The sequence below is a fragment of the Inhella sp. genome (assembly GCF_027532025.1).
Taxonomy (GTDB): domain Bacteria; phylum Pseudomonadota; class Gammaproteobacteria; order Burkholderiales; family Burkholderiaceae_C; genus Inhella.
Genome location: NZ_JAPZSY010000001.1, coordinates 13,981 through 35,279, shown reverse-complemented (window position 1 = coordinate 35,279; position 21,299 = coordinate 13,981). Strand labels below are relative to the sequence as shown.

Genomic DNA, 21,299 nt, shown 5'->3' with positions numbered 1-21,299 from the left:
GCGGGGCTTTGCTTTTGGGCGGCGGAAGCCGCTTAGCCGTCGGACTTCGGCCGACGCTCGTGCCGCAACTGGTCGGCCATCTCCTCGCGGCTGATGACCTTGACGCCCTCGACGCGCCCTTTGACCTTGTGTGGGATACGCGAACCTGTCAGCGTCAACTTTGTAGGCGCGTCGGCATCCACCGAGGCGGTTTGCGATGAAGGTACGGCACAAGCCGTCAAGCCCAACGCAACGAGCAGGGACATGAGGGCGAGTTTGGGGCGATAGGTCATGAAGTGATCCCAGAGCAAACGCGAAGCGCTTAGTTTCCGCTCAATCCCTGACTCGCGCCGTGCGGGGCTTTTTCATGCCAGCGACGCCAGCCCGCCCGCTCGGCGCCAGGGCGGCAACGCCGCCCCTCGGTCCATCGCCTGGGCCACCGCATGGTCGGCCGCCGAGTCGTGCAGGCCCTGACGCTCGCACCAAACCGCGTCGAAGCAGGTCTCCCGGTAACGCTCACCGCTGTCGCACAGCAAGGTGACGATGGAGCCGCCCTGGCGCTGGGCGGTCAACTGCTGCGCGCACACCAAGGCCGCCAGCAAATTGGTGCCCGTGCTGGGCCCCACGCGCCGACCCAAGCGCTCGGACAGCAGGCGCATGGCCGCGACGCTCCACGCATCGGGCACCTTCACCATCGCGTCGATCACGTCGGGCAGGAAGGAAGCCTCGACCCGAGGCCGACCGATGCCCTCGATGCGAGAGCCGCAATCCAGGGTCAGCGCGAGGTCGCGGCTCAGGTAGTGGTCGAAGAAGACCGAGCGCTCCGCGTCCGCTCCGCACACCCGCGTGGCGTGTCGGCCGTATCGCACAAAGCGCCCCAGCGTGGCCAAGGTGCCACCCGTGCCGGCGCTGCACACCAGCCAAGCGGGCACCGGGTGCCGCTCGCGCGCCATCTGGGTGAAGATGGACTCGGCGATGTTGTTGTTGCCCCGCCAGTCGGTGGCCCGCTCGGCGTAGGTGAATTGGTCGATGTAGTGGCCCCCGCCTTCGCGCGCCAGGCGCGCAGCCTCGGCGTACACCTGGGTCGGGTCGTCCACCAGGTGGCAGCGCCCCCCCTGGAACTCGATGGCCTGGCGCTTGGCCTCGCTCACCGTGGCCGGCATCACGGCGATGAAGGGCAGGCCCAGCAAGCGCGCAAAGTAGGCCTCGCTCACCGCCGTGGAGCCACTGGAGCTTTCCACCACCGGCGCACCCTCTTTGAGCCAGCCGTTGCACAGCGCGTACAAGAACAGCGAGCGCGCCAGCCGGTGCTTCAGGCTGCCGCTGGGGTGGATGGACTCGTCCTTGAAGTACAGGTCCACACCGGGGAAGCCGGGCAAGGCCAAGGGGATCAAGTGCGTGTCGGCGCTGCGCTGGAAGTCGGCCTCGATCCGCCGCACGCATTCGGCCACCCAGGCCCGCGCGCCGCCGCTTGAACTCATTCGGTCCACCCCTGTGCGGCCATCAGCCTCGCCACCTGGGCCTTCAGCGTTTCCACCTCGGCGCGCAAGGCGCTCAGCTCGTCGCTGGCGGCTGGCGGTGCCGAGGCGTCGACGGTCACAGGGCCGCTCAGCAGTGCCGCCCAGCGCGCTTCGCGGGCGCCCGGCGCTTTGGGCAGCTTCACGGCCAGGGGCGGTTCGCGCTCGGCCAACTCGTCGAGAAAGCCTTCGACGGACGAGATGTCCACAAAGCGATGCAGGCGCTCCGTGTTCAGCCGCAACTCGGCCGCCGTTTGCGGCCCGCGCAGCAACAGCACGGTGAGCAAGGCCTCGGCTTGGCCCGGCACGCCGTACACGCGCTTGAGGTTGTGCTCAAAGCGCGTGACCCGCGCGCCGCTCACCTCGAACACCAAGCTCAGGTCTCTGAGTTCGATCAACGCGGCCAGCACCTCGGCGTCGCTCAGGGCCATCACCGGGTCGCGCGCCGTCTTCTGGTTGCAGCCCTGGGTCAGGGCGTTGAGCGAAAGCGGGTAGGTGTCGGGCACCGTGTGCTGCTTTTCCACCAGCACGGCCAGCACGCGGGCTTCCGTCGCAGTCAAATCTCGAATCACGTCAGTCCTGTTGTTTCGGGCCTTGGGCCGCGTCGGGGGTGCGCGTCAAACGCCAAAGCCGTCGTCGGCCTGGATGATGGCGCCGTTGATGAAGTGGCTCTCGTTGGCGCACAGCATCAGCAGCGTGGTGTCCAGGTCTTGCGGCTGGCCCACTCGCTTGCGCGGCAGCATCTCGATGAGCTTCTTGCCGTGCTCGGTGCCCCAGTGGTGGTGGTTGATCTCGGTGTCGATGTAGCCCGGGCAGATGGCGTTCACGTTGATGCCGTACTTGCCAAACTCCAACGCCATGGCGCGCGTCATGTGCACCACGCCAGCCTTGCTCATGGCGTAGATGCCGATCTGGCTCAGCACCCGCAGGCCCGCCATGCTGGCGATGTTGACGATGCGACCGCCGGTGAAGCTGCCGGGCGCTGCGCCCTTGGCCCGGGCCAGCATGCGCTTGGCCACTTCCTGCGCCACGAAGAAGGCGCCGCGCAGGTTGGTGTTCATGACGAAGTCCCAGTCGTCGGCCGACACATCGACGATGCGCTGGCTGGTGGACACGCCGCTGTTGTTGATCAGGATGTCGATCGTGCCCATCTCTGTTTCGGCGTGGGCCACCGCCGACTTGATCGACGCCAGGTCGGTCACGTCCAAGCTCACCACGTGGGCATCGCCCCCGTTGGCCTCGATCTCGGCACGCAAGGTCTTCAACTTCTCCACGCGCCGGCCGGCCAGCACCACTGCGGCGCCGGCCGTGGCCAAGGTTTTGGCGAACTGAGCGCCCAGGCCGCTGGACGCGCCGGTGACGAAGGCCACACGGCCGGACAAATCGATGGCGTAACTCATGGTGTTTTGCAATGGGTGGGCTGCGAATCCGGCCACGTTACCAGTCGGAAAACTACGGGTTCTCCCCGATGCCTCCTGGGGCATTTCCTCTACAAAAAAGCACGATCGTTCGTTTTTTTGTCGGCATCCCTAGAATCCGCGCCCATCCCAGCACCGCCCTCAAAGGCCACGCCATGACGAACGAAGAAATCCTTGCCCAATTCGGTCCGCGCGAATCGATGGAGTACGACGTCGTCGTTGTGGGCGGCGGCCCGGCCGGTTTGGCCACGGCCATCCGCTTGAAGCAGCTGAACGCCGACCTGAGCGTGGTCGTGCTGGAAAAGGGCTCTGAGGCCGGCGCCCACATCCTGTCGGGCGCCGTGATGGACCCGCGCGCCATCACCGAGCTCTTCCCCAACTGGAAGGAACTGGGCGCCCCGCTGAACCAGCCGGTCAGCAGCGACGACATCCTGTTCCTGAGCGAGACCGGAGTCACCCGCACGCCCGATTTCCTGGTGCCCCGCAACCTCCACAACGACGGCTGCTACGTGGTCAGCCTGTCCAACGTGGTCAAGTGGATGGCCCAGCAGGCGGAGAGCCTGGGCGTCGAGGTCTTCGCCGGCTTCGCGGCGGCCGAGGTGCTGTACGACGAGCAAGGCCGCGTCAAGGGCGTGGCCACCGGCAACATGGGCGTCAAGAAGGACGGCGAGCCGGGCGACGACTTCCAACTCGGCATGGAACTGCACGGCAAGTACACCGTGTTCGCCGAAGGCGCCCGCGGCCACCTGGGCAAGCAGCTGCTGGCCAAGTACCGCCTGACCGAAGGCAAGGACGTGCAGACCTTCGCCATCGGCATCAAGGAGCTGTGGGAAGTGCCGGCCGACAAGGCGCAGCCCGGCAAGGTGGTGCACACCGCCGGCTGGCCGATGACCGACGACACCTTCGGCGGCGGCTTCCTCTACCACCTGGACGGCAACCAGGTCACCCTGGGCTTCGTGATCGGCCTGGACTACCAGAACCCGCACATGAGCCCCTTCGAAGAGATGCAGCGCTGGAAGGCCCACCCAGCCATCCGCGCCCACCTCGAAGGCGGCAAGCGCATCGGCTACGGCGCGCGCGCCATCAACAACGGCACGCCGCAGGCCCTGCCCAAGACCGTGTTCCCCGGCGGCGCGCTGGTGGGCTGCGACGCCGGCTACCTGAACGCCGCCCGCATCAAGGGCAGCCACGCCGCCATCAAGAGCGGCATGCTGGTGGCCGAAGCGGCCGCCGCCGCCCTGACCGCCGGTCGCGCGCAAGACGAATTGGTCGAGTACCCCGCCGCCTTCGAAAAGAGCTGGCTGTTTGAGGAACTGCAGCAAACCCGCAACTTCAAGCTCTGGTTCAAGAAGGGCAAGACCGTGGGCCAGCTGATGACCGGCATCGAGCAGTGGCTGCTGCCCAAGCTCGGCGTGCAAAGCCCCCCCTGGACCCTGCACAACCACAAGGCCGACCACCAAGCCTTGAAGCCGGCCTCCGCCTGCCCGCCGATTGCCTACCCCAAGCCCGACGGCAAGATCACCTTCGACCGCCTGTCCTCGGTGTTCATCTCCAACACCAACCACGCCGAAGACCAGCCGGCGCACCTGACGCTCAAAGACGCCGGCATGCCCGTGGCCACCAACCTGGCCACCTACGCCGGCCCCGAAAGCCGCTACTGCCCGGCCGGTGTGTACGAGTACGTCAAGAACGACGACGGCAGCGACCGCCTGCAGATCAACGCGCAAAACTGCGTGCACTGCAAGACCTGCGACATCAAGGACCCGACGCAGAACATCGTCTGGATCACCCCCGAGGGCAGCGGCGGACCGAACTACGTGGGGATGTGACCGCGTCCGGGTGGGCGACAGCGGCTTAGCGGTCGTCCCGATTCTTCAGCAGCAGCCACGCCAACAGCAGCGTGGCGAGCACCAACACGCTCGCGACGATGGCAAAACCGTGGCGGTGCTCACCAAACGGCACGCCGCCCACGTTCATGCCGAACAAGCCGGCCATCATGTTGATGGGCAAGGCCAGCACCGTGACCACCGTCAGCATGAACAAGCTGCGGTTGTTGCTTTCGGCCACTTGGGCCGCGATTTCTTCCTGCAACAGCTTGATGCGCTCTTGCAGAGCGCCGATGTCGCGCAACGCCACCGAAAACTCTTCGGTGCTCTGCCGCAACTCCAACACATCCAACTCGGGGATCCAGCGTGGAGGATGCTGCAACAAGCGGAACAGCGAGCCGGGCTCCGGCGCCAGCAGGCGCTGCAAGCGCACCAGCAAGCGCCGCCATTGACCCAAGCGAACGCGCTTGGCCTCCAAACGACCGGCGAGCAATTGGTCTTCCACGTCATCCACCTGCTCCGAGGCCTTGCGCACGATGTCGATCAAGACGTCGGCCTGGTCCCTCATCAAGTGCGCCAGCAAGTCGATGCTGGACCGAAAGGTCTCACCCGCCTTGACCACACCGCGCAATCGGTCCACCGTGCGCAGCGGCTGACGGCGGCAGGTCACCAGCAAGCGTCGATCGGCCCACAGCCACATGGTCGCCGTGTCGGTGGGCTCGAACCGAAAGTCAAAGCTCACATCGTTGACGATGCCCACCAACGAATCCTCGTCGCGTTCGATTCGGGTGGAGCGCGAGGCACTGCTCAGCGCCTCGATGAAGGCGTCGGGCACAGGCACGATGTCTTTCAACCAAGGCAGCGCCGCGTTGTTGGCCAAGTTCAAGTGCAGCCATAGGAATCCCTCCGAATCCGGGTTCGCCAGCCACGACCTCGCATCGGTCGGCGACAGTGCCTGCGCCACCTCGCCCGGATAGAACTGGTAGGACCACAGCACACCCAAGTCGTGGCGTTCGAAGACCATCACACCACCACCGGCTCCGGCTCCAGCGTCACCCCAAAGCGCGCATACACCGACGCTTGGATGGCCTGGGCCAGGGTCAGCACCTCACCTCCGCGGGCTTCGCCCCGGTTGACCAAGACCAGCGCCTGCTTCTCGTACACCCCGGCCCCACCCACGGTCTTGCCTTTCCAGCCGCAAGCATCGATCAACCACCCAGCCGCGAGCTTGCAGCGTCCGTCCTCTAAGGGGTAATGCACCAGGTGAGGGTCGCGGGCGATCACTTCACGGCACTTCTCGGCGCTGACGATGGGGTTCTTGAAAAAGCTGCCGGCATTGCCGATGACGGCGGGGTCGGGCAGTTTGGCGCGCCGGATGGCCATCACCCACTCGGCCACCTGCAACGGCGTGGGCTGCGCCACGCCCGCCGCCTCTTGCGCCCGCTGCAAATCCAGGTAATCCAGTTGCGGCACCCAGCGCTTGGGACAGCGAAACCGAACCCGCAAGATCACGCTGCGTCCGGCCAAATGCTGCTTGAACACACTGTCCCGGTAAGCGAAGTGACAAGCCGCACGGTCGAGTCGGACCAAGCGACCGCTCATCAGGTCCAGGGTGTCGAGGCTGTCGAACCGGTCTTTCAGCTCCACCCCATAAGCACCGATGTTCTGGACGGGTGCGGCCCCGACCGTACCCGGGATGAGCGCCAGGTTCTCCAGGCCGCCCACCCCCTGCGCGATCGACCACATCACCCATTCGTGCCAGCGTTCGCCGGCGCCGGCCTCAAGGACCCAATCGTCGCCATCGTCCAGCACACGCCGCCCCGGCACCTCCACCTTCAGCACCAAGGGCTTCAGGTCCTGCGTCAGCACCAAATTGGATCCGCCCCCCAAGATGAACTTGGTCGCTCGTCCCCAGTCCGGGTGGTTCACCACCCACCGCAGATCGGCGTCGCTGCGGATGCGCACCAAGCGACGCGCCCGCGCAGGCAGGCCAAAGCTGTTGTAGGGGCGCAGGTCGACATCACACTCGACGTCGGGGGGAGCAAGATCAGGCGGCATCGCCGAGAATTCTCCCCGCCTTTCATTGCAGACCACGACACCATGCCCAGCTTTGACGCCGTCCTCGAACCCAATTTCGTTGAAATTCGCAACGGCGTGGACAACGCCGCCAAGGAAGTCGCCACCCGCTTTGACTTCAAGGGCACCGGCGCCCAGGTCGAACTGAAGGGCAAGGAGAAGGACGCCAGCATCGAGATGACCGCCGACTCCGACTTCCAACTCGAGCAACTGGAAGCCGTGCTCATCGACAAGATGACCAAGCGCAAGGTCGAACTGACCTACTTTGAGCGCGACGGCAAAGTGGAAAAGCTGGGCGGCGACAAGGTGCGCAAAACCTGGAAGGTGCGCGCCGGCATTCCCTCCGACCTGTCGAAGAAGATCGTGGCCAAGATCAAGGACAGCAAGCTCAAGGTGCAGGCTGGCGTCCAGGGGGACGCCGTGCGCGTCACCGGCAAAGACAAAGACCTGCTGCAGGCCACCATCGCTTTGCTGCGCAAAGAGATCGACGACACGCCGCTGTCCTTCAACAACTTCCGCGACTGAGGCCGGTTCATGCCCTGGCGTTTCATCCTTGGTCTGCTCATGATGCTGGGGCCCCTTGCCGCGGCCGCCGTGAGCGTCAGCTTGAACGGCACCCTCGGCCCGCAAACGGCCTTGCTCGTCATCAACGGCCAGGTCAAGCCCGTTCGCGTGGGCAGCACCGTGGATGGGGTCAAGCTGCTGAGCCTGAACGAACAAGGCGCCAGCGTGGAAGCCGAAGGCCAGCGCCTCCAGCTCACGCTCGGCGCCACGCCCGTGGCGCTGGGCGCCGGCAGCGGCGGCAGCGGCGGTTCGCGCGCGGTGCTGTTCGCCAGCGGAGGCGGGCACTTCGTCAGCGACGGCAGCATCAATGGCCGCGCCACCCGCTTCATGGTGGACACCGGCGCCACCTACGTGGCCCTCGGTGAGGCCGAGGCCCGACGCCTGGGCATCGACTTCAGCAAAGGCCGCCGCGCCCCGTTCAACACCGCCAACGGCGTCGTCGAGGGCCACATGGTCACGCTCAACCGGGTTCGCCTCGGCCAAGTCGAGGTTTACCAAGTCGAAGCCGTCGTCATGCCAGCTGCCATGCCGGTGATCTTGCTGGGCAACAGCTTCTTGAACCGATTCCAAATGCGCCGCGACGCCGACACCCTCACCCTCGACCGCCGCCCCTGAGCGCTCTGCCCCCTGTGACCCTGCTTCGATCCCGAACCCTGGCCCTGGCTCTGGGCCTCGCCCTTGGCGTTTCCGCGCCACAGGCCAGCGACAACCGCAAAGCGGGTCAGTTTTACGAAGACGCGCTCAAGCGCGTTCAGGCCCGCGACTTGGACGGCGCCACCATCCAACTCAAGAACGCCCTGCAAGCCGACCCCAAGATGCTGGCCGCCCACCTGCTCTTGGGCAAGGTGGCGCTGGACAACGCCAACCCAGGCGCGGCCGAAGCGGCCTTGAGCGAGGCGCTGCAGTTGGGCGCCAGCCCGACCGAAGTCGTCGTGCCCTTGGCCCAGGCCCTGCTGATGCAGGGCAAGCAACCCAGCATGCTGGTCGACGAGCGTCTGCAGCCCGGCGGGCTGCCACCCGCCGTTCAGGCCGAGCTGCTGTTGGCCCGCGCTGCAGCGCAGTCGGACCTGGGCGAGACCCGTGCCGCATTGGCGTCGATCGAAGGCGCCCGGCGCCTGGCACCCCAGCGGCCAGAGAGCTGGCTGGTGGAGGTGCCTCTGCGCATCCGCACCCAGGCTCTTCCTGAGGCCCTCAAGGCGGCAGATCAGGCGCTGCGACTGGCGCCTCAATCGCCCGAAGCGCTGTACCTGCGCGCCACGGTGTTGCACGCGCAGGGCCAATTGGCTGCGGCCCTCGCCGGCTACGGCCAAGTGCTGACCCAAGACCCCAGCCACCTGGAGGCCCTGGTGGCGCACGCCGGCTTGGCGTTGGACCTGGAGCAGGTGGATGCCGCTCGGGCTACCCTGGCCTCTGTGCAGCGCCAACACCCGCGCGACCCCCGCGGCGCCTATTTGCGCGCCCTCTTGGCCGACCGCGATGGGCAGCGCACTGAGGCCCTGGCCGCGCTGCGCAGCGTGGTCGACCTCGTCGACCCGGTGCCCATCGACCGCATCCGCTTCCGCCCGCAGTTGTTGCTCCTGGCCGCCATATCGCACCACGCGCTCGAGCAACCCGACAAGGCCAAACCCTACCTGGAGCTCATCGCTCGTCAACAGCCCAAGAGTCCGGCGGTCAAGCTGCTGGCGCAAATCCTGTTCGACCAAGGCCAAACCGAGAACGGCATCCAAGTGCTGGAAAGCTTCCTGCGCGTGCAGCCGCAGGACGCCCAGGCCCTGTCCATGCTCGCCATGGGCCACAGCGCCGCTGGGCGCCATGGCAAGGCCATGGCCCTGACCCAACAAGCCCTCAGCGCCAGAGACGATGCCGACCTTCGCGGCGCGCTGGGCCTGGCCTTGTTGCGGTCCGGCCAAGTCGGCAACGCCCGCGAGCAGCTCGAGGCCGCCTATCAGCGAGACCCCCGCAATCCCCGCCACGCACAAGCGTTGGCCATGCTTTACCTGCGGCAGGGCCAGGGCAAGCTCGCCGTGCCGGTGGCGCAGAGCTGGGCCCAAGCGCAACCCACGCAGCCCAGCGCGCAGCACGTGCTGGGTGCCGCCCTGGCTGCTGCGGGAGATGCCAAAGGCGCTCGCGCCGCCTTCGAGCGGGCGTTGCAACTCGAGCCCAACGCCCTGGAGCCCCAGGTCAGCCTGGCCCGCCTTGACGCGCAGGCCGGTCAGTGGGACGCCGCCGAGCGGCGCTTGCTCAGCCTGAGCGAACGCCACGAGAACGCCGTCGACCCGCTGCTGGAGTTGGCCCGTGTTGCGCTGCAGCGCGGCAAGCTCGACGACGCGGCCCGCTGGCTGGAGCGCGCTGCTGGCGTGGCTCCCCAGCGCGACGTCCGTGCCAGCTTCGCCCTGGTCGATGTGCTTCTGCAGAAGGGCGATGCTGCGCGGGCCCTGGCCGCGGCCAACACCTTGGTGGCGCGCGTCCCGGAAGACCCTGCCGCGCTGCAAGCCCAGGCCCTGGCCCATTTGGCGGCGGGCGATCCCAAATCGGCCCGTCAGCCCCTGGCCAACGCATCGCGCCGTCAGCAAGCCGACGCCGCCCTGCTGACCGACATCGCCAACCTCCAACTGCGGGCCGACGACCTGCCTGGCGCCACCTACACCCTCGAGAAGGCGCTGCAAGCCCAACGCGACCACCCCCCCGCCCTGCTGCTGATGGCCTCGCTCGAACTGCGCAGCGGACAAATCGACAAGGCCGAGGCCCGCTGGCGTCAGCTGCTCGCCATCCGCTCGCGCTCTGCGGCCACCCACCACCTGGCGGCCGACATCGCGATGGCCCGCCGGCAGCCGGCCCAGGCCCTCGAAGCCCTGCGCAAAGCGCACGCCGTCCAGCCCAGCACGGCCACGGTGATGCGCTTGTTCATCCACCAAGTGCAACACGGCGCCAGCCCAGCCGCCATCGTGCTGGCAGAGGGGTGGCTCACCAAGCGCCCCCAAGACACGGCCGTTCGGCAAGCGCTGGCCAACCAACAGGCCGCCACTGGGCAATGGGCTGCCGCCCGCTTGAGTTATGACCAATTGCTGAAACAGCAGCCCCGCAACGCCGATGCCTGGAACAACCTGGCCAACGTGCACCTCGCACTCAAGGATGCCAAGGCTGCGTCCCTTGCCGCCGAGCGGGCATTGGCGGCCCGGCCCGGCTTCGCTTTGGCCCTGGACACCCTGGGCTGGGCCCTCCACCTGCAAGGCCAGCACGACAAGGCCTTGAGCCTGCTCCGCGATGCCCGACTGCGGGCCCCGGACAACGGCGAGATCCGTTACCACTTGGCGGCCGTGCTGGCACAAACGGGCCGTCGCGCCGAGGCCAAGACCGAAATCGAAGCGGCCCTGGCCCAGCCCGGCTCGCTGGAAAGCGCCCCAGCCGCTCGCGCCCTGGCCAACACCCTCAAGTGAGGGGCTCCTTCAAAGGTGGGACCTGTCGTCAACCCTTACAGTCCGAACGAGTGGCCGTGCCGACTCGCGGGCGGAAGGTTGTATCGGCCTGATCGACCGATGCCCTGACAGCCCGGCGCGATCTTTGCTTAACTCAGTCAAGTCTCTGAACGTCACGGAACCCTTGATGAAACTCACCCACGTTGCCGCCCTGTTTGCCCTGGCTCTGGCCAGTGCTGGCACCTTGGCAGCCACCAACTGGAGCCTGGGCAGCAGCGCCAGCTCCACTGGGGTCGACTGCAACTACCGCTCCGGCAGCAGTGGTGAGATCGAAATCAACAAATCGACCAACACCAGTGCCGCCACCCTGGCTCACGGCAACACCTGCCGCATTCAAGGGCGCGACGCGGTGACCGGCAACCTGACGGCCGCACCCAACGACAACGCCATGGTGTCGGCATGGTCCACCACCAACCAAGCCGGCGGCACCACGTACTGGGAAGACGCCAAGCTCAAAGGCTGGCTCAACTCCGGCTTTGGCGTGACCAACCGCGATGCAAGCAGCGGCGACGCCAACGAAGGCAATTCCCCTGAGCACGCGGTGGACAACGACCAGCGCACCGATGGCGTGCTCTACACCTTCACGCAGAACATTGCGCTGCAAACGCTGCGCCTGGGTTGGAGCAGCAACGACACAGACTTGGCCGTGTTCCGGTTTGTGGGCGCAGGGCTGCCGCCGCAACTCTCGACCACCACCGCCGGGGGCTTGATCTCCGCCGGCTGGGAGCACGTGGGCAACTACGCCGACGTCGGCACCAGTGCTTCGCTTTGCTTGGCGGGCCGCAACAGCAACGGCACCTGCAAAACCAACCAAGCCGCCTCCAGCTGGTGGCTGATCACCGCGTACAACCCGACCTACGGGGGTAACCTGAAGAACACCGGTACCCTGAACGCTTGCAACGACTACTTCAAGTTGTTGACCGTGTCGGGCGACAACAAGGTGTCGGAACCCGCAGCGCTGGCGCTGGCCGGATTTGGCCTGTTCTTTGCCGTGCGCTGGCGTCGTCGCCCCGCGAGCGTCAACGCTTGATCCGACTCGCCCCCTGACACAGGCCGCCCCCGGGCGGCCTGTCGCATTTCTGGGCTGGCACCGCCCACTCAGTCCCGGAACACCCTCACGTGGGGCGACTCACCCAGGCGCACCACACCGCGGTACATGCCCTCGCTGTTGAACGGCATGGCCCAGCGGCCTTGCGCGTCCAAGGCGATCAGCCCACCCGAGGCGCCCAGCCGCTCCACGTCTTCGTGAATGACCGCCTGCGCAGCGTCTTGCACGCTGGCACCGGCCCAGCGCATCCGGGCCGCCACGCTGTGGGCTGCACAGGCACGGATGAAGGCCTCGCCTTGCCCTGTGCACGACACCGCCACGCGCTCATCGGCCCAGGTGCCGGCGCCCAACAGGGGAGAGTCGCCCACGCGGCCGGGCCACTTGCCCGTCATCCCCCCCGTGCTGGTGGCGGCGGCCAAGCGGCCTTGGGCGTCCAGCGCCACGGCCCCCACGGTGCCCATCTTGGTGGTGTCGTCCAGGGGCGCCGCTGGCGTGTCATGGTGGTCCAGCCAAGCCCACGCCTGCGGCTCACGGCGCCAGGCCGCCCACTGCCGGCGCCGCCACTCGGTGCCGAACACTTCATTGGCCACCTGGGGCACTCCAGCCCGTGCGGCAAAGGCATCGGCCTCGCCCCCGATGAGCAGCACCGGCGCATCCACCGCCTCCAGCAGACACCGGGCCGCTCGGGCTGGATGGAGGGTGTGGCGCAGGCCGGCCAGGGCTCCCGCGCGCCGGGTCGCACCACAGGCCACGGCCGCGTCGAGCTCATGCTCGCCGCGCGCCGTCAGCACGGCTCCGATGCCGGCGTTGAACGGGGGTTCGTTCTCCAGGTCTTCCACCGCCTGACAGGCCAAGTCCAGGGCCGACGCGCCCTGCCGCATGGCCTGGTCGGCTCGGCGCAGCACGCGCTCCAAGGCGGCTTCGTAGGGGCCAAGGCTCCCCTCATCGCCGACAACGGGTCGTCGGATGGTGCCGGCACCACCGTGAATGAGCAGGGTGGGGATGACCATAATCTTGGGGATGCGCATCTTTCGGGGTTTCCATCATCGGGGCAAAGCGCCAGCGTGCGCGCTGACCATTGGCACGTTCGATGGCGTGCACCGGGGCCACCAGGCCATGCTGGCCCTGCTTCGCTCCGAAGCCCAGCACCGCGGTTTGCCGGCCTGCGTGTTGACCTTCGAGCCGCATCCACGCGACCATTTCGCCCAACGACTGCAGCGCCCGGACATGGCGCCGGCGCGCATCGCCAACCTGCGCGACAAGCTGCTGGAGTTGGCCCGCTGCGGCATCGACCAGGCCGTGGTGCTGCCCTTCGGTGACGCCTTGGCGTCGCTGAGCGCACGGGAGTTCGTCGAACAGGTGCTGGTGAGCGGTCTGGGCGCGCGGTATGTGCTGGTGGGCGATGACTTTCGCTTCGGCGCCAAGCGCCAGGGCGACTACGCCACGTTGGATGCGCTGGGCAACGAGCATGGCTTCGACGTCGCGCGGATGATGAGCTACGAGGTGCATGGCCTTCGCGTCAGCTCCAGCGCCGTTCGCCAAGCCCTGGCCGCCGGCGATATGGCGCAAGCCCAATCCCTGCTGGGGCGACCCTACGCCATTTCGGGGCATGTCTTGCACGGCCAAAAACTGGGCCGCACCTTGGGCCTCGGGTTTCGCACGCTGAACCTGCGCGTGGCGGCTCGCAAGCCAGCGGCGCAGGGCATCTTCGTGGTGCGCACGCACGGGCTGGGCCCTGAGCCCCTGGACGGCGTGGCGTCGCTCGGCTGCCGACCCACGGTGGACGACAGCGGTCGCATGCTGCTGGAGGTGCACTGCCTGAACTGGCCGCCTCACCTGGGCCTCGAGGGGGGCTACGCTAAACTCGTCCGCGTGGAACTGCTGCACAAACTTCGCGACGAAGCCCGCTACGACGGGCTGGATGCGCTGACGGCCGCCATCGAGGCCGACGTGGCCGCGGCTCGGGGCTGGTTCGCCTCCCACGCGGCCGAACGACGCCAGACCACTCGCGATCGAATTTGAGGGCCCGCCGCGCTCCGCGGCTGCCGAACGCCCTCCCCGCTTCTCCTTTGACTGCGCCTTGCCGCAGCGCACCGCCATGAGCACCACGCCGGACTACCGTACCACGCTCAACCTGCCGGACACCGCCTTTCCCATGCGCGGCGACCTGCCCAAACGCGAGCCAGGCTGGGTTGCCGACTGGCAGGCCCAAGGCCGCTACGAGGACCTGCGCGCGGCCCGCCAAGGTGCGCCGAAGTTCGTGCTGCACGACGGCCCGCCCTACGCGAACGGCGCCATCCACATCGGTCATGCCGTGAACAAGGTGCTCAAGGACATGGTCGTGAAGAGCCGCCAGTTGGCGGGCTTCGACGCGGCCTACATCCCTGGCTGGGACTGCCACGGCCTGCCGATCGAAAACGCCATCGAGAAGCAGTTCGGCCGCAACCTCAGCCGCGACGAGATGCAGGCCAAGAGCCGCGCCTACGCCACCGAGCAGATCGCCCTGCAGCGCAAGGACTTCGAGCGACTGGGCGTGCTGGGCGACTGGAGCCACCGCTACGCCACGATGGACCCGAAGAACGAGGCCACGCAGATCCGCGTCTTCAAGCGCGTGGTGCAGCGCGGCTTCGTGTATCGAGGTCTCAAACCGGTGTACTGGTGCTTCGACTGCGGCTCATCGCTGGCCGAGTTCGAGATCGAGTACGCCGATAAGCAGAGCGACACCCTGGACGTGGCCTTCCCCTGCGCCGAACCAGCCAAGCTGGCCGCAGCCTTCGGCGTGGGTGCGCTGGACTTCGAGGTCAGCGCCGTCATCTGGACGACGACGGCCTGGACCCTGCCCGCCAACCAGGCGCTGAACCTGGGCCCGCAAATCCCCTATGCCTTGGTGAAGACCGCCCAAGGCGGCTTCGTCGTGGCACAAGCGCGCGTGGACGACTGCCTGAAGCGCTGGGGCCTGGAAGGCGACGTGGTCGCCACTTGCCTGGGCCAGGCCCTGGACGGCGTGCGCTTCGAGCACCCTCTGGCGCGAACCCACGAAGGCTACCGCCGCACGGCACCGGTCTATCTGGCCGACTACGCCACCGACACCGACGGCACGGGCTTGGTGCACAGCGCGCCGGCCTACGGCCTGGACGACTTTTTCTCGTGCATGGCCCATGGCATGCGGCACGACGAGATCCTGAACCCGGTGCAAGGCAACGGCGTGTACGCCGCCGACCTGCCGCTGTTCGGCGGCCTGCACATCTGGAAGGCCGTGCCCGTCATCCTGGACGCGCTCAAGGGCGCAGGCCGCCTGTTGAACACCACGCGCATCACGCACAGCTACCCGCATTGCTGGCGCCACAAGACGCCGGTGATCTACCGCGCCGCCTCGCAGTGGTTCATCCGCATGGACGCGGCCGGCCCAGGCACCGAGGGCGTGTTCGCCAGCGAAGCCCCGGCCGAGAGCCTGCGCGAGCTGGCCCTGAAGGCCATCGACGCCACCGCCTTCTACCCCGAGAACGGCCGCACCCGCCTGCGCGACATGATCGCCAACCGGCCCGACTGGTGCATCAGCCGCCAGCGCGCTTGGGGCGTGCCCCTGCCGCTGTTCCTGCACAAGGAAACCGGCGAACTGCACCCCGACACCCTCGTGCTATTGGACAAGGCCGCCGAGGTGGTCGAAGCCGGTGGCGTGGAGGCCTGGAGCCGGCTGACCAGCACCGACGTGCTGGGCGCCGAGGGCGAGCAGTACGCCAAGTGCACCGACATCCTGGAGGTGTGGTTCGACTCGGGCTCCACCTTCGAGCACGTGCTCAAAGGCAGCCACGCCGGCGCGGCCCACGCCGAGGGCCCAGAGGCCGACCTGTACTTGGAAGGCCACGATCAGCACCGCGGCTGGTTCCATTCCGCCCTCCTGCTGGGCGCTGCGCTGCACGGCCGCGCCCCCTACAAGGGCCTGCTGACCCACGGGTTCACGGTGGACGGCCAGGGCCGCAAGATGAGCAAGTCGGTGGGCAACGTGGTCGCGCCGCAAACGGTCAGCGACAAGATGGGCGCCGAGATCATCCGCCTGTGGGTGGCTGCCACCGACTACAGCGGCGACTTGGGCATCGACGACAAGATCCTGGCCCGCGTGGTGGACGGTTACCGTCGCATCCGCAACACCCTGCGCTTCCTGCTGGCCAACGTGAGCGACTTCGATCCCGCCACGGACGCCGTGCCGGCCGAGCGGTTGTTCGAGGTGGACCGCTACGCCCTGGCCCGAGCCAGCGCCTTGCAGGACGAGATCCGCGGGCACTACGACGTCTACGAATTCCACCCGGTGGTGGCCAAACTGCAGGTCTATTGCTCGGAAGACCTTGGCGCTTTCTACCTGGATGTGCTCAAGGACCGCCTTTACACCACGGCCCCCAAGAGCCTGGCCCGGCGGTCGGCCCAAACCGCGCTGTGGCAAATCACGCACGCCATGCTGCGCTGGATGGCGCCCTTCCTCAGCTTCACCGCCGAGGAGGCCTGGCCGCTGTTCGCCCGAGCCGGTCAACCGGGCGTGGCGGGATCGGGGCGCAGCGTGTTGGAAGAAACCTTCTGGCGCTTCGAGGGCGCCGATGCGAGCCTGCTGCCCAAGTGGACGCGGCTTTTGGCCTTGCGAGCCGATGTCAACAAGGCCCTCGAGGCCTTGCGCACGCAAGGGGGCATCGGCTCCTCGCTGCAGGCTGAACTGAGCCTGACCCTGCCCAGCGACGACCTCGCGCTGGCGCAGTCCCTCGGAGAAGACCTGAAGTTCGTGTTCATCGTCAGCAAGGTCACGCTCCAGGCGGGTGACCGGGTGGGCTTGGAGGTGCTCCCGAGCCCAGCGGCGAAGTGCGAGCGTTGCTGGCACTACCGCGACGACGTGGGCCGCAACCCGGCGCACCCGGGCCTTTGCGGCCGCTGCGACGACAACCTGCATGGCGCCGGTGAAACCCGGTCGATGGCGTGATGGCAACCGCTGCCAAACCTTGGTGGCGCTGGCTGCTGATCGCGGCCGTCATCGCCGTGCTGGATCAATTCACCAAGACGCTGATCCTGGGCGAGTTCAGGCTGCACGAAGGTCGCGTGGTGACCTCGTTCTTCAACCTGGTGCGCGCCCACAACCCGGGGGCCGCCTTCAGCTTTTTGGCCGATGCCGGAGGCTGGCAGCGTTGGTTCTTCACCGGCTTGGCGCTCGCCGCCACGGTGTTCATCACCTGGATGCTGCGCAAGCATGGCGAGCAAAGGCTGTTTGCCTGGGCACTCACCTTGATCCTCGGCGGCGCGGTGGGCAACGTGGTCGATCGTCTCATGCACGGCTACGTGGTGGACTTTTTGCAGTTCCACTGGCGGGGGGCTTACTTCCCCAGCTTCAACCTGGCCGACAGCGCGATCACCCTGGGTGCGATTCTGTTGATCGCGGACGAAATCCGTCGCGTGCGACAAGCCCGCTGACGAAGGACGCGAAAGGCTGCGTGCTAGGCTGACGGTCTGCATGCTGAGCTCCGACGCGCACCCAACCGAAGACGCCGCCGCGCTGGCGGCTTGGCGGCATTCGGCGATGTTGATGGCCTGGTTCGAACCCCGGGACGGCACCATCCTGCGAGCCAATCCCGCCCTCAAAGAGTGGCTGGGCATCGTCGGGCACGCCGACCTGGCCCAGGTGCTGGGACACGCCGACATGGCGCTCGAGGTGTGGGCGCATTTGCGCGCTGGGCGCGATTGGCACACCCGCCTGAAGCTCGACAACGGCCAAGGCGCCCGCTGGTTTCAGGTGTCGGTGCGGCAGCCACCGGACGAAGGCCTGGCCCTGCTGACCGCCCTGCCCGTTCGAGCGCCCGACGAAGAGCTGGCCGAGAGCCAGTCGGCCTTGGTGTCCCACCTGAGCCACGAGTTGCGCACCCCGCTGACGGGCGTGATCAGCTTGACCGAGTTGGTGCTGTCCAGCACCTTGGGGGACCGCCAACGCAAGCTGCTGGACATGGCCTTGCAAAGCGGCCGCAATCTGCTGGAGCTCATCAACCACACCCTCGACCTGGCCAAGGTGGACGCCGGCGCCATGAAGCTGGACGTGCGGGCCTTTGCCCTGCACGACTGCCTGCGCGATGCGCTGCAGCCCCTGCTGGCCGGCGCCCACGCCAAGGGCGTTCAGTTGCAGGCCCGCGTGCAGCCTGGGGTGCCCAACGACATGGTCGGCGACCCGCTTCGCCTGCGCCAAGTGCTGGGCAACCTGGTGGGCAACGCCCTGAAGTTCACGGCGAAAGGCCAAGTGCGGGTGGATGTGAGCCGGATCAGCCAAACGGGCTCGCGCCTGCGGCTGCGCTTCGCCATCACCGACACGGGCCTGGGCATGACGCCCGCCCAAGTGCAACAGCTGTTTGCCCCATTTGCCCAGGCGGACGCCAGCATCGCGCGGCGCTTCGGAGGCACGGGCCTGGGCCTGATGATTTCGCAGCGCCTGGTGGGCCTGATGGGCGGCAGCCGTATCGACGTGGAGAGCAGTCCCGGTGTGGGGTCGTGCTTCAGTTTCGAAGTGGAGTGCCAGCGTGCGGCCAGCCCCCTGGGCCCGCCCCCTCCCCCACGCCCGGCCGACGCAGCCCGAAACGCCGTTCGCTGACGCTCAGCTCTGAGGCCTCTCCAGCAGCGTGCCTCGCAGCCCCTTCAGCTTGGGGTTGACCACGGGCACCGTGAGCATGGTGCTCGTCACAGCCATCAAGAGCAGGGCCGTGAAGGTGGCGCCGGTGATGACGCCTTTGTCCAGCAGGATGTTGGCGAAGATGATTTCGATCAGGGCCTTGGTCTGCAACAGCCAGCCCACCACGCTGGCTTGCCCTGGGGGCCAACCCAGCAGCCGCCCTGCCATCCGGATGCCAAGAAGTTTGCCGCTCAGGGCCGCCAGCAGCAGCCAGCCCGCCACGAGGAAGACGGCGACACCGCCCACGTCCCAGTTGGTGCGCAGCCCGGTGCTGAGGAAGAAGACGGGCATCAGCACCAGCAGCACCATGCGGCGCAGGGCGTCGAGTTGCTCGCGATCGAACCAGTCAGCGTCGATGACAACCCCGGCCAGGAAGGCACCCACCATGTAGTGCAACCCGCACCAGTCGGCCCCCAGCGCGCACAAAACCAACCAGATCAGGGCCAGGTACCAGCGGTCGCTCTCCGGCACGCGCTGCATCAGCCGCCGGAACAGCAGGCCCAGCACCACGAAGGCCAACACGAAAGCCGCTTGTTTGCCCACCCGCTGCCAATCCAGCAGCACGATGGCCAGCACACTCCAGATGGCGATGTCGTCCAGGCTGGCATAGCGCAGGATGCGCTGCCCCAATGGGGTGCCCAAGATGCCCATCTTTTCCATCAGCAACACCAGAATGGGCAAAGCCGTGACGGCGCAGCCCATGCCCAGCCCCAAAACGAACTGCCAGTCTTGGGCCTTGGGGCCGATCCAGCCCTCGAAGGGCAGCAATGCCACAGCCGCCAAGCAGCCGAAGATCAGGGGGGTGAACAGCGCCAAGCCCGCCGTGAGGCCACTCTCGCGCCTCTCGCGCCACGCGGATTTGAGGTCGAGTTCGACGCCTGCCAGCATGACGAACAGGCTCACCGCCCACCAAGCCACCCCGTTGAGCGACTGCACCACCGACGGGGTGAACACGAACTGGTAGTACTCGGGGAAGGCCGCCCCCAGCACGCCGGGGCCCAGCAAGACGCCGGCCACGATTTGCACCACGACCAGAGGCGCGAAGTACTCGGTCCTCCCCAGTCGCCAAACGAGGTAGGGCACGCTCAGGATGATGAGCATGGCCACCAGGTAGATCTCGGTTGTGTTCACGGAATCCCAAAAAGAAAAGGTGCCCTGGCAAGGGCATCTGGCCTGGGGCGCGAGGCGTGGGTCAGCCCGACAGCCCCAACAAGCGGAAGGGGCCACGCCCCGCCGCCGCGCTGATCAAGCCCAGCACGCGGCCGGGTTCGGCGCCCACTTGGTCCCAAGTGAAGCGCCAGGTCCAATTGTCACCACCCAGGGTACCCGGCGTGTTCATGCGGGTGCTGCTGCCCAGGCCGAGCACATCCTGCATGGGGAAGATGGCCAGATTGGCCACCGAGTTGCTGGCGGCGCGGATCATGGCCCAGTGCACGTCGTGGTCGCCGCAAGCCAAGTAGGCGCCGGCAAAAGCCCGCTCGCGGGGCTTGGCGTTGTGCCACCAGCCCTTGGCGGTGTCGTTGTCGTGGGTGCCGGTGTAGACCACGCACTCGCGCACGTAGGTTTGCGGCAGGAACTCGTGGTCGCCCTCGGCGCCGAAGGCGAACTGCAGGATCTTCATGCCCGGGTAGCCACAAGCGTCGCGCAGCTCGATGACGTCGGGCGTGATCAGGCCCAGGTCTTCGGCAATGATGGGCAAGTCGCCCAGTTCGGCGGCAATGGCGTCGAACAGGCCTTTGCCTGGGCCCTTGACCCACTCGCCTTCCATGGCCGTGGGGCAACTGGCCGGGATCTCGTAGTAGCCGGCAAACCCACGGAAGTGGTCGATGCGGAAGACATCGGCTTGGGCCAGCGCACGGCGCACGCGGTCGGTCCACCATTTGTAGCCGCTGCGCTTCATCTTGTCCCAGCGGTACAGCGGGTTGCCCCAGCGCTGGCCTTGCGGGCCGAGGTCGTCGGGCGGCACGCCGGCCACCACGGTGGGCTGGAAGTTCTCGTCCAGGAAATAGAAGTCGGGCGCGGCCCAGCAATCGGCGCTGTGGTGGGCGATGAAGATGGGCAAGTCGCCCACCAAGTGGATGCCCTTGGCGTTGGCCGCTTGCTTGACGGCGGCCAGTTGGACGTCGAACTGCCATTGCACGAAGGTCCAGAAGGCGATGTCCGCAGCATGTTCTTTGCGGGCCTTGGTCAGGGCCGCTTTCTTGCGGCCGCGCAGCTCGGGCGCCCAGTCCCACCAGCAGGCCCCTCCATGCGCCGACTCCAGGGCCATGAACAGGGTGTAGTCGTCCAACCAGTAGGCCTGCTCGGCCGCCCAAGCGGCTTGGGCCTCGCGCTGCGCCGGCGTGGCCTGGGTCTCGAAGCCGGCAAAGGCCGCGCGCAACTGCTGCAGACGCCAAGGCACCACCTTGGCGAAGTCAACGCGCTGGTCGCTGAAGCCCACCGGCGTGGGTGCGGCCAGCCAACCGGCATCGATCAGGGGCTCCAGGGCCACCATCAGGGGCGACCCGGCAAAGGCAGACACCGACTGGTAGGGCGAGTCGCCCGGCCCGATGGGGGTGGTGGGCAACCATTGCCACAGGGTCTGCCCTGAGGCTTCCAGCCACTCGATGAAATGGAAGGCCGAAGGTCCCAAGTCGCCAATGCCGAAGGGGCCGGGCAAGGAGGTGGGGTGCAGCAGCACGCCGCTGGCGCGTTGGTTCAGGTCCAT

At 67.3% G+C, this 21,299-nt stretch carries 18 protein-coding genes; 9 read left to right on the top strand and 9 right to left on the bottom strand.

Annotated elements, in window-relative coordinates:
- Positions 1 to 32: 32 nt before the first annotated feature.
- The 4 genes from O9335_RS00135 to O9335_RS00120 all read right to left on the bottom strand — a co-directional run bounded on the left by O9335_RS00135 (position 33) and on the right by O9335_RS00120 (position 2,896).
- On the bottom strand, positions 33 to 272 hold the full coding sequence (locus O9335_RS00135) for a hypothetical protein (RefSeq protein WP_298381716.1): 240 nt from the start codon (positions 270 to 272) through the stop codon (positions 33 to 35).
- Between the two features lie 72 nt (positions 273 to 344).
- Positions 345 to 1,460 (bottom strand): PLP-dependent cysteine synthase family protein, encoded by a 1,116-nt coding sequence (locus tag O9335_RS00130; protein WP_298381714.1) that lies wholly within the window; start codon positions 1,458 to 1,460, stop codon positions 345 to 347.
- Complete coding sequence (locus O9335_RS00125) at positions 1,457 to 2,065, bottom strand: YceH family protein (protein ID WP_298381789.1); 609 nt, start codon at positions 2,063 to 2,065, stop codon at positions 1,457 to 1,459. Before O9335_RS00125 ends, O9335_RS00130 begins: the two co-directional genes overlap by 4 nt.
- 48 nt (positions 2,066 to 2,113) lie before the next feature.
- Entirely contained in the window at positions 2,114 to 2,896 is a 783-nt protein-coding gene (locus tag O9335_RS00120; protein WP_298381711.1) for an SDR family oxidoreductase, read from the bottom strand.
- Between the two features lie 173 nt (positions 2,897 to 3,069).
- Here O9335_RS00120 and O9335_RS00115 point away from each other — a divergent pair, with 173 nt between their 5' ends.
- A complete protein-coding gene (locus O9335_RS00115) occupies positions 3,070 to 4,743 on the top strand; it encodes an electron transfer flavoprotein-ubiquinone oxidoreductase (protein ID WP_298381708.1) in 1,674 nt (557 codons plus the stop codon).
- 25 nt (positions 4,744 to 4,768) lie between these two features.
- Here the strand turns inward: O9335_RS00115 and O9335_RS00110 are convergent, their stop codons facing one another.
- Both O9335_RS00110 and murB read right to left on the bottom strand, forming a co-directional pair.
- Positions 4,769 to 5,764, bottom strand: a complete 996-nt coding sequence (locus tag O9335_RS00110) for a transporter (protein ID WP_298381705.1) — start codon at positions 5,762 to 5,764, stop codon at positions 4,769 to 4,771.
- Positions 5,764 to 6,798, bottom strand: a complete 1,035-nt coding sequence (gene murB / locus O9335_RS00105) for a UDP-N-acetylmuramate dehydrogenase (protein ID WP_298381702.1) — start codon at positions 6,796 to 6,798, stop codon at positions 5,764 to 5,766. Before murB ends, O9335_RS00110 begins: the two co-directional genes overlap by 1 nt.
- Positions 6,799 to 6,840: 42 nt before the next feature.
- On the opposite strand from murB, the gene O9335_RS00100 reads away from it, so the two are divergent.
- The 4 genes from O9335_RS00100 (at position 6,841) to xdp1 (ending at position 11,886) form a co-directional block, all read left to right on the top strand.
- Positions 6,841 to 7,341: a YajQ family cyclic di-GMP-binding protein gene (locus O9335_RS00100; RefSeq protein WP_298381697.1), complete on the top strand. Its 501-nt coding sequence runs from the start codon at positions 6,841 to 6,843 to the stop codon at positions 7,339 to 7,341.
- A gap of 42 nt (positions 7,342 to 7,383) precedes the next feature.
- The gene (locus O9335_RS00095; RefSeq protein ID WP_298381695.1) at positions 7,384 to 7,995 is read left to right on the top strand and encodes a retropepsin-like aspartic protease; all 612 of its coding nucleotides are present in this window, start codon (positions 7,384 to 7,386) and stop codon (positions 7,993 to 7,995) included.
- A gap of 14 nt (positions 7,996 to 8,009) precedes the next feature.
- On the top strand, positions 8,010 to 10,817 hold the full coding sequence (gene prsT / locus O9335_RS00090; RefSeq protein ID WP_298381691.1) for an XrtA/PEP-CTERM system TPR-repeat protein PrsT: 2,808 nt from the start codon (positions 8,010 to 8,012) through the stop codon (positions 10,815 to 10,817).
- 166 nt (positions 10,818 to 10,983) lie between these two features.
- The gene (gene xdp1, locus O9335_RS00085) at positions 10,984 to 11,886 is read left to right on the top strand and encodes an exosortase-dependent surface protein XDP1 (protein ID WP_298381688.1); all 903 of its coding nucleotides are present in this window, start codon (positions 10,984 to 10,986) and stop codon (positions 11,884 to 11,886) included.
- Between the two features lie 68 nt (positions 11,887 to 11,954).
- Here xdp1 and O9335_RS00080 read toward each other — a convergent pair whose 3' ends face one another.
- Positions 11,955 to 12,932 (bottom strand): isoaspartyl peptidase/L-asparaginase family protein, encoded by a 978-nt coding sequence (locus O9335_RS00080; RefSeq protein WP_298381685.1) that lies wholly within the window; start codon positions 12,930 to 12,932, stop codon positions 11,955 to 11,957.
- Here O9335_RS00080 and O9335_RS00075 point away from each other — a divergent pair.
- The 4 genes from O9335_RS00075 (at position 12,925) to O9335_RS00060 (ending at position 18,514) form a co-directional block, all read left to right on the top strand.
- Complete coding sequence (locus O9335_RS00075) at positions 12,925 to 13,926, top strand: bifunctional riboflavin kinase/FAD synthetase (protein ID WP_298381788.1); 1,002 nt, start codon at positions 12,925 to 12,927, stop codon at positions 13,924 to 13,926. The genes O9335_RS00080 and O9335_RS00075 overlap by 8 nt on opposite strands.
- A gap of 76 nt (positions 13,927 to 14,002) precedes the next feature.
- Positions 14,003 to 16,867, top strand: coding sequence for an isoleucine--tRNA ligase (ileS, locus tag O9335_RS00070; RefSeq protein WP_298381682.1), 2,865 nt, complete (start codon positions 14,003 to 14,005; stop codon positions 16,865 to 16,867).
- Positions 16,867 to 17,352, top strand: a complete 486-nt coding sequence (gene lspA / locus O9335_RS00065; protein WP_298381679.1) for a signal peptidase II — start codon at positions 16,867 to 16,869, stop codon at positions 17,350 to 17,352. The genes ileS and lspA overlap by 1 nt, the downstream gene beginning before the upstream one ends.
- Positions 17,353 to 17,392: 40 nt before the next feature.
- The gene (locus tag O9335_RS00060; protein ID WP_298381677.1) at positions 17,393 to 18,514 is read left to right on the top strand and encodes an ATP-binding protein; all 1,122 of its coding nucleotides are present in this window, start codon (positions 17,393 to 17,395) and stop codon (positions 18,512 to 18,514) included.
- A gap of 3 nt (positions 18,515 to 18,517) precedes the next feature.
- On the opposite strand, the gene O9335_RS00055 is transcribed toward O9335_RS00060, so the two are convergent.
- Positions 18,518 to 19,723, bottom strand: a complete 1,206-nt coding sequence (locus O9335_RS00055; RefSeq protein WP_298381674.1) for a cation:proton antiporter — start codon at positions 19,721 to 19,723, stop codon at positions 18,518 to 18,520.
- 61 nt (positions 19,724 to 19,784) lie between these two features.
- On the bottom strand, positions 19,785 to 21,299 hold the full coding sequence (malQ, locus tag O9335_RS00050) for a 4-alpha-glucanotransferase (RefSeq protein WP_298381671.1): 1,515 nt from the start codon (positions 21,297 to 21,299) through the stop codon (positions 19,785 to 19,787).

Bases quoted from the DNA above. Each gene is read 5' to 3' on its own strand.
- O9335_RS00135 (WP_298381716.1), bottom strand. From the start codon at position 272: ATGACCTATCGCCCCAAACTCGCCCTCATGTCCCTGCTCGTTGCGTTG.
- O9335_RS00130 (WP_298381714.1), bottom strand. From the start codon at position 1,460: ATGAGTTCAAGCGGCGGCGCGCGGGCCTGGGTGGCCGAATGCGTGCGG.
- O9335_RS00120 (WP_298381711.1), bottom strand. From the start codon at position 2,896: ATGAGTTACGCCATCGATTTGTCCGGCCGTGTGGCCTTCGTCACCGGC.
- O9335_RS00115 (WP_298381708.1), top strand. From the start codon at position 3,070: ATGACGAACGAAGAAATCCTTGCCCAATTCGGTCCGCGCGAATCGATG.
- O9335_RS00110 (WP_298381705.1), bottom strand. From the start codon at position 5,764: ATGGTCTTCGAACGCCACGACTTGGGTGTGCTGTGGTCCTACCAGTTC.
- murB (WP_298381702.1), bottom strand. From the start codon at position 6,798: ATGCCGCCTGATCTTGCTCCCCCCGACGTCGAGTGTGATGTCGACCTG.
- O9335_RS00100 (WP_298381697.1), top strand. From the start codon at position 6,841: ATGCCCAGCTTTGACGCCGTCCTCGAACCCAATTTCGTTGAAATTCGC.
- O9335_RS00095 (WP_298381695.1), top strand. From the start codon at position 7,384: ATGCTGGGGCCCCTTGCCGCGGCCGCCGTGAGCGTCAGCTTGAACGGC.
- xdp1 (WP_298381688.1), top strand. From the start codon at position 10,984: ATGAAACTCACCCACGTTGCCGCCCTGTTTGCCCTGGCTCTGGCCAGT.
- O9335_RS00075 (WP_298381788.1), top strand. From the start codon at position 12,925: ATGCGCATCTTTCGGGGTTTCCATCATCGGGGCAAAGCGCCAGCGTGC.
- O9335_RS00080 (WP_298381685.1), bottom strand. From the start codon at position 12,932: ATGCGCATCCCCAAGATTATGGTCATCCCCACCCTGCTCATTCACGGT.
- ileS (WP_298381682.1), top strand. From the start codon at position 14,003: ATGAGCACCACGCCGGACTACCGTACCACGCTCAACCTGCCGGACACC.
- lspA (WP_298381679.1), top strand. From the start codon at position 16,867: ATGGCAACCGCTGCCAAACCTTGGTGGCGCTGGCTGCTGATCGCGGCC.
- O9335_RS00060 (WP_298381677.1), top strand. From the start codon at position 17,393: ATGCTGAGCTCCGACGCGCACCCAACCGAAGACGCCGCCGCGCTGGCG.
- malQ (WP_298381671.1), bottom strand. From the start codon at position 21,299: ATGGACCTGAACCAACGCGCCAGCGGCGTGCTGCTGCACCCCACCTCC.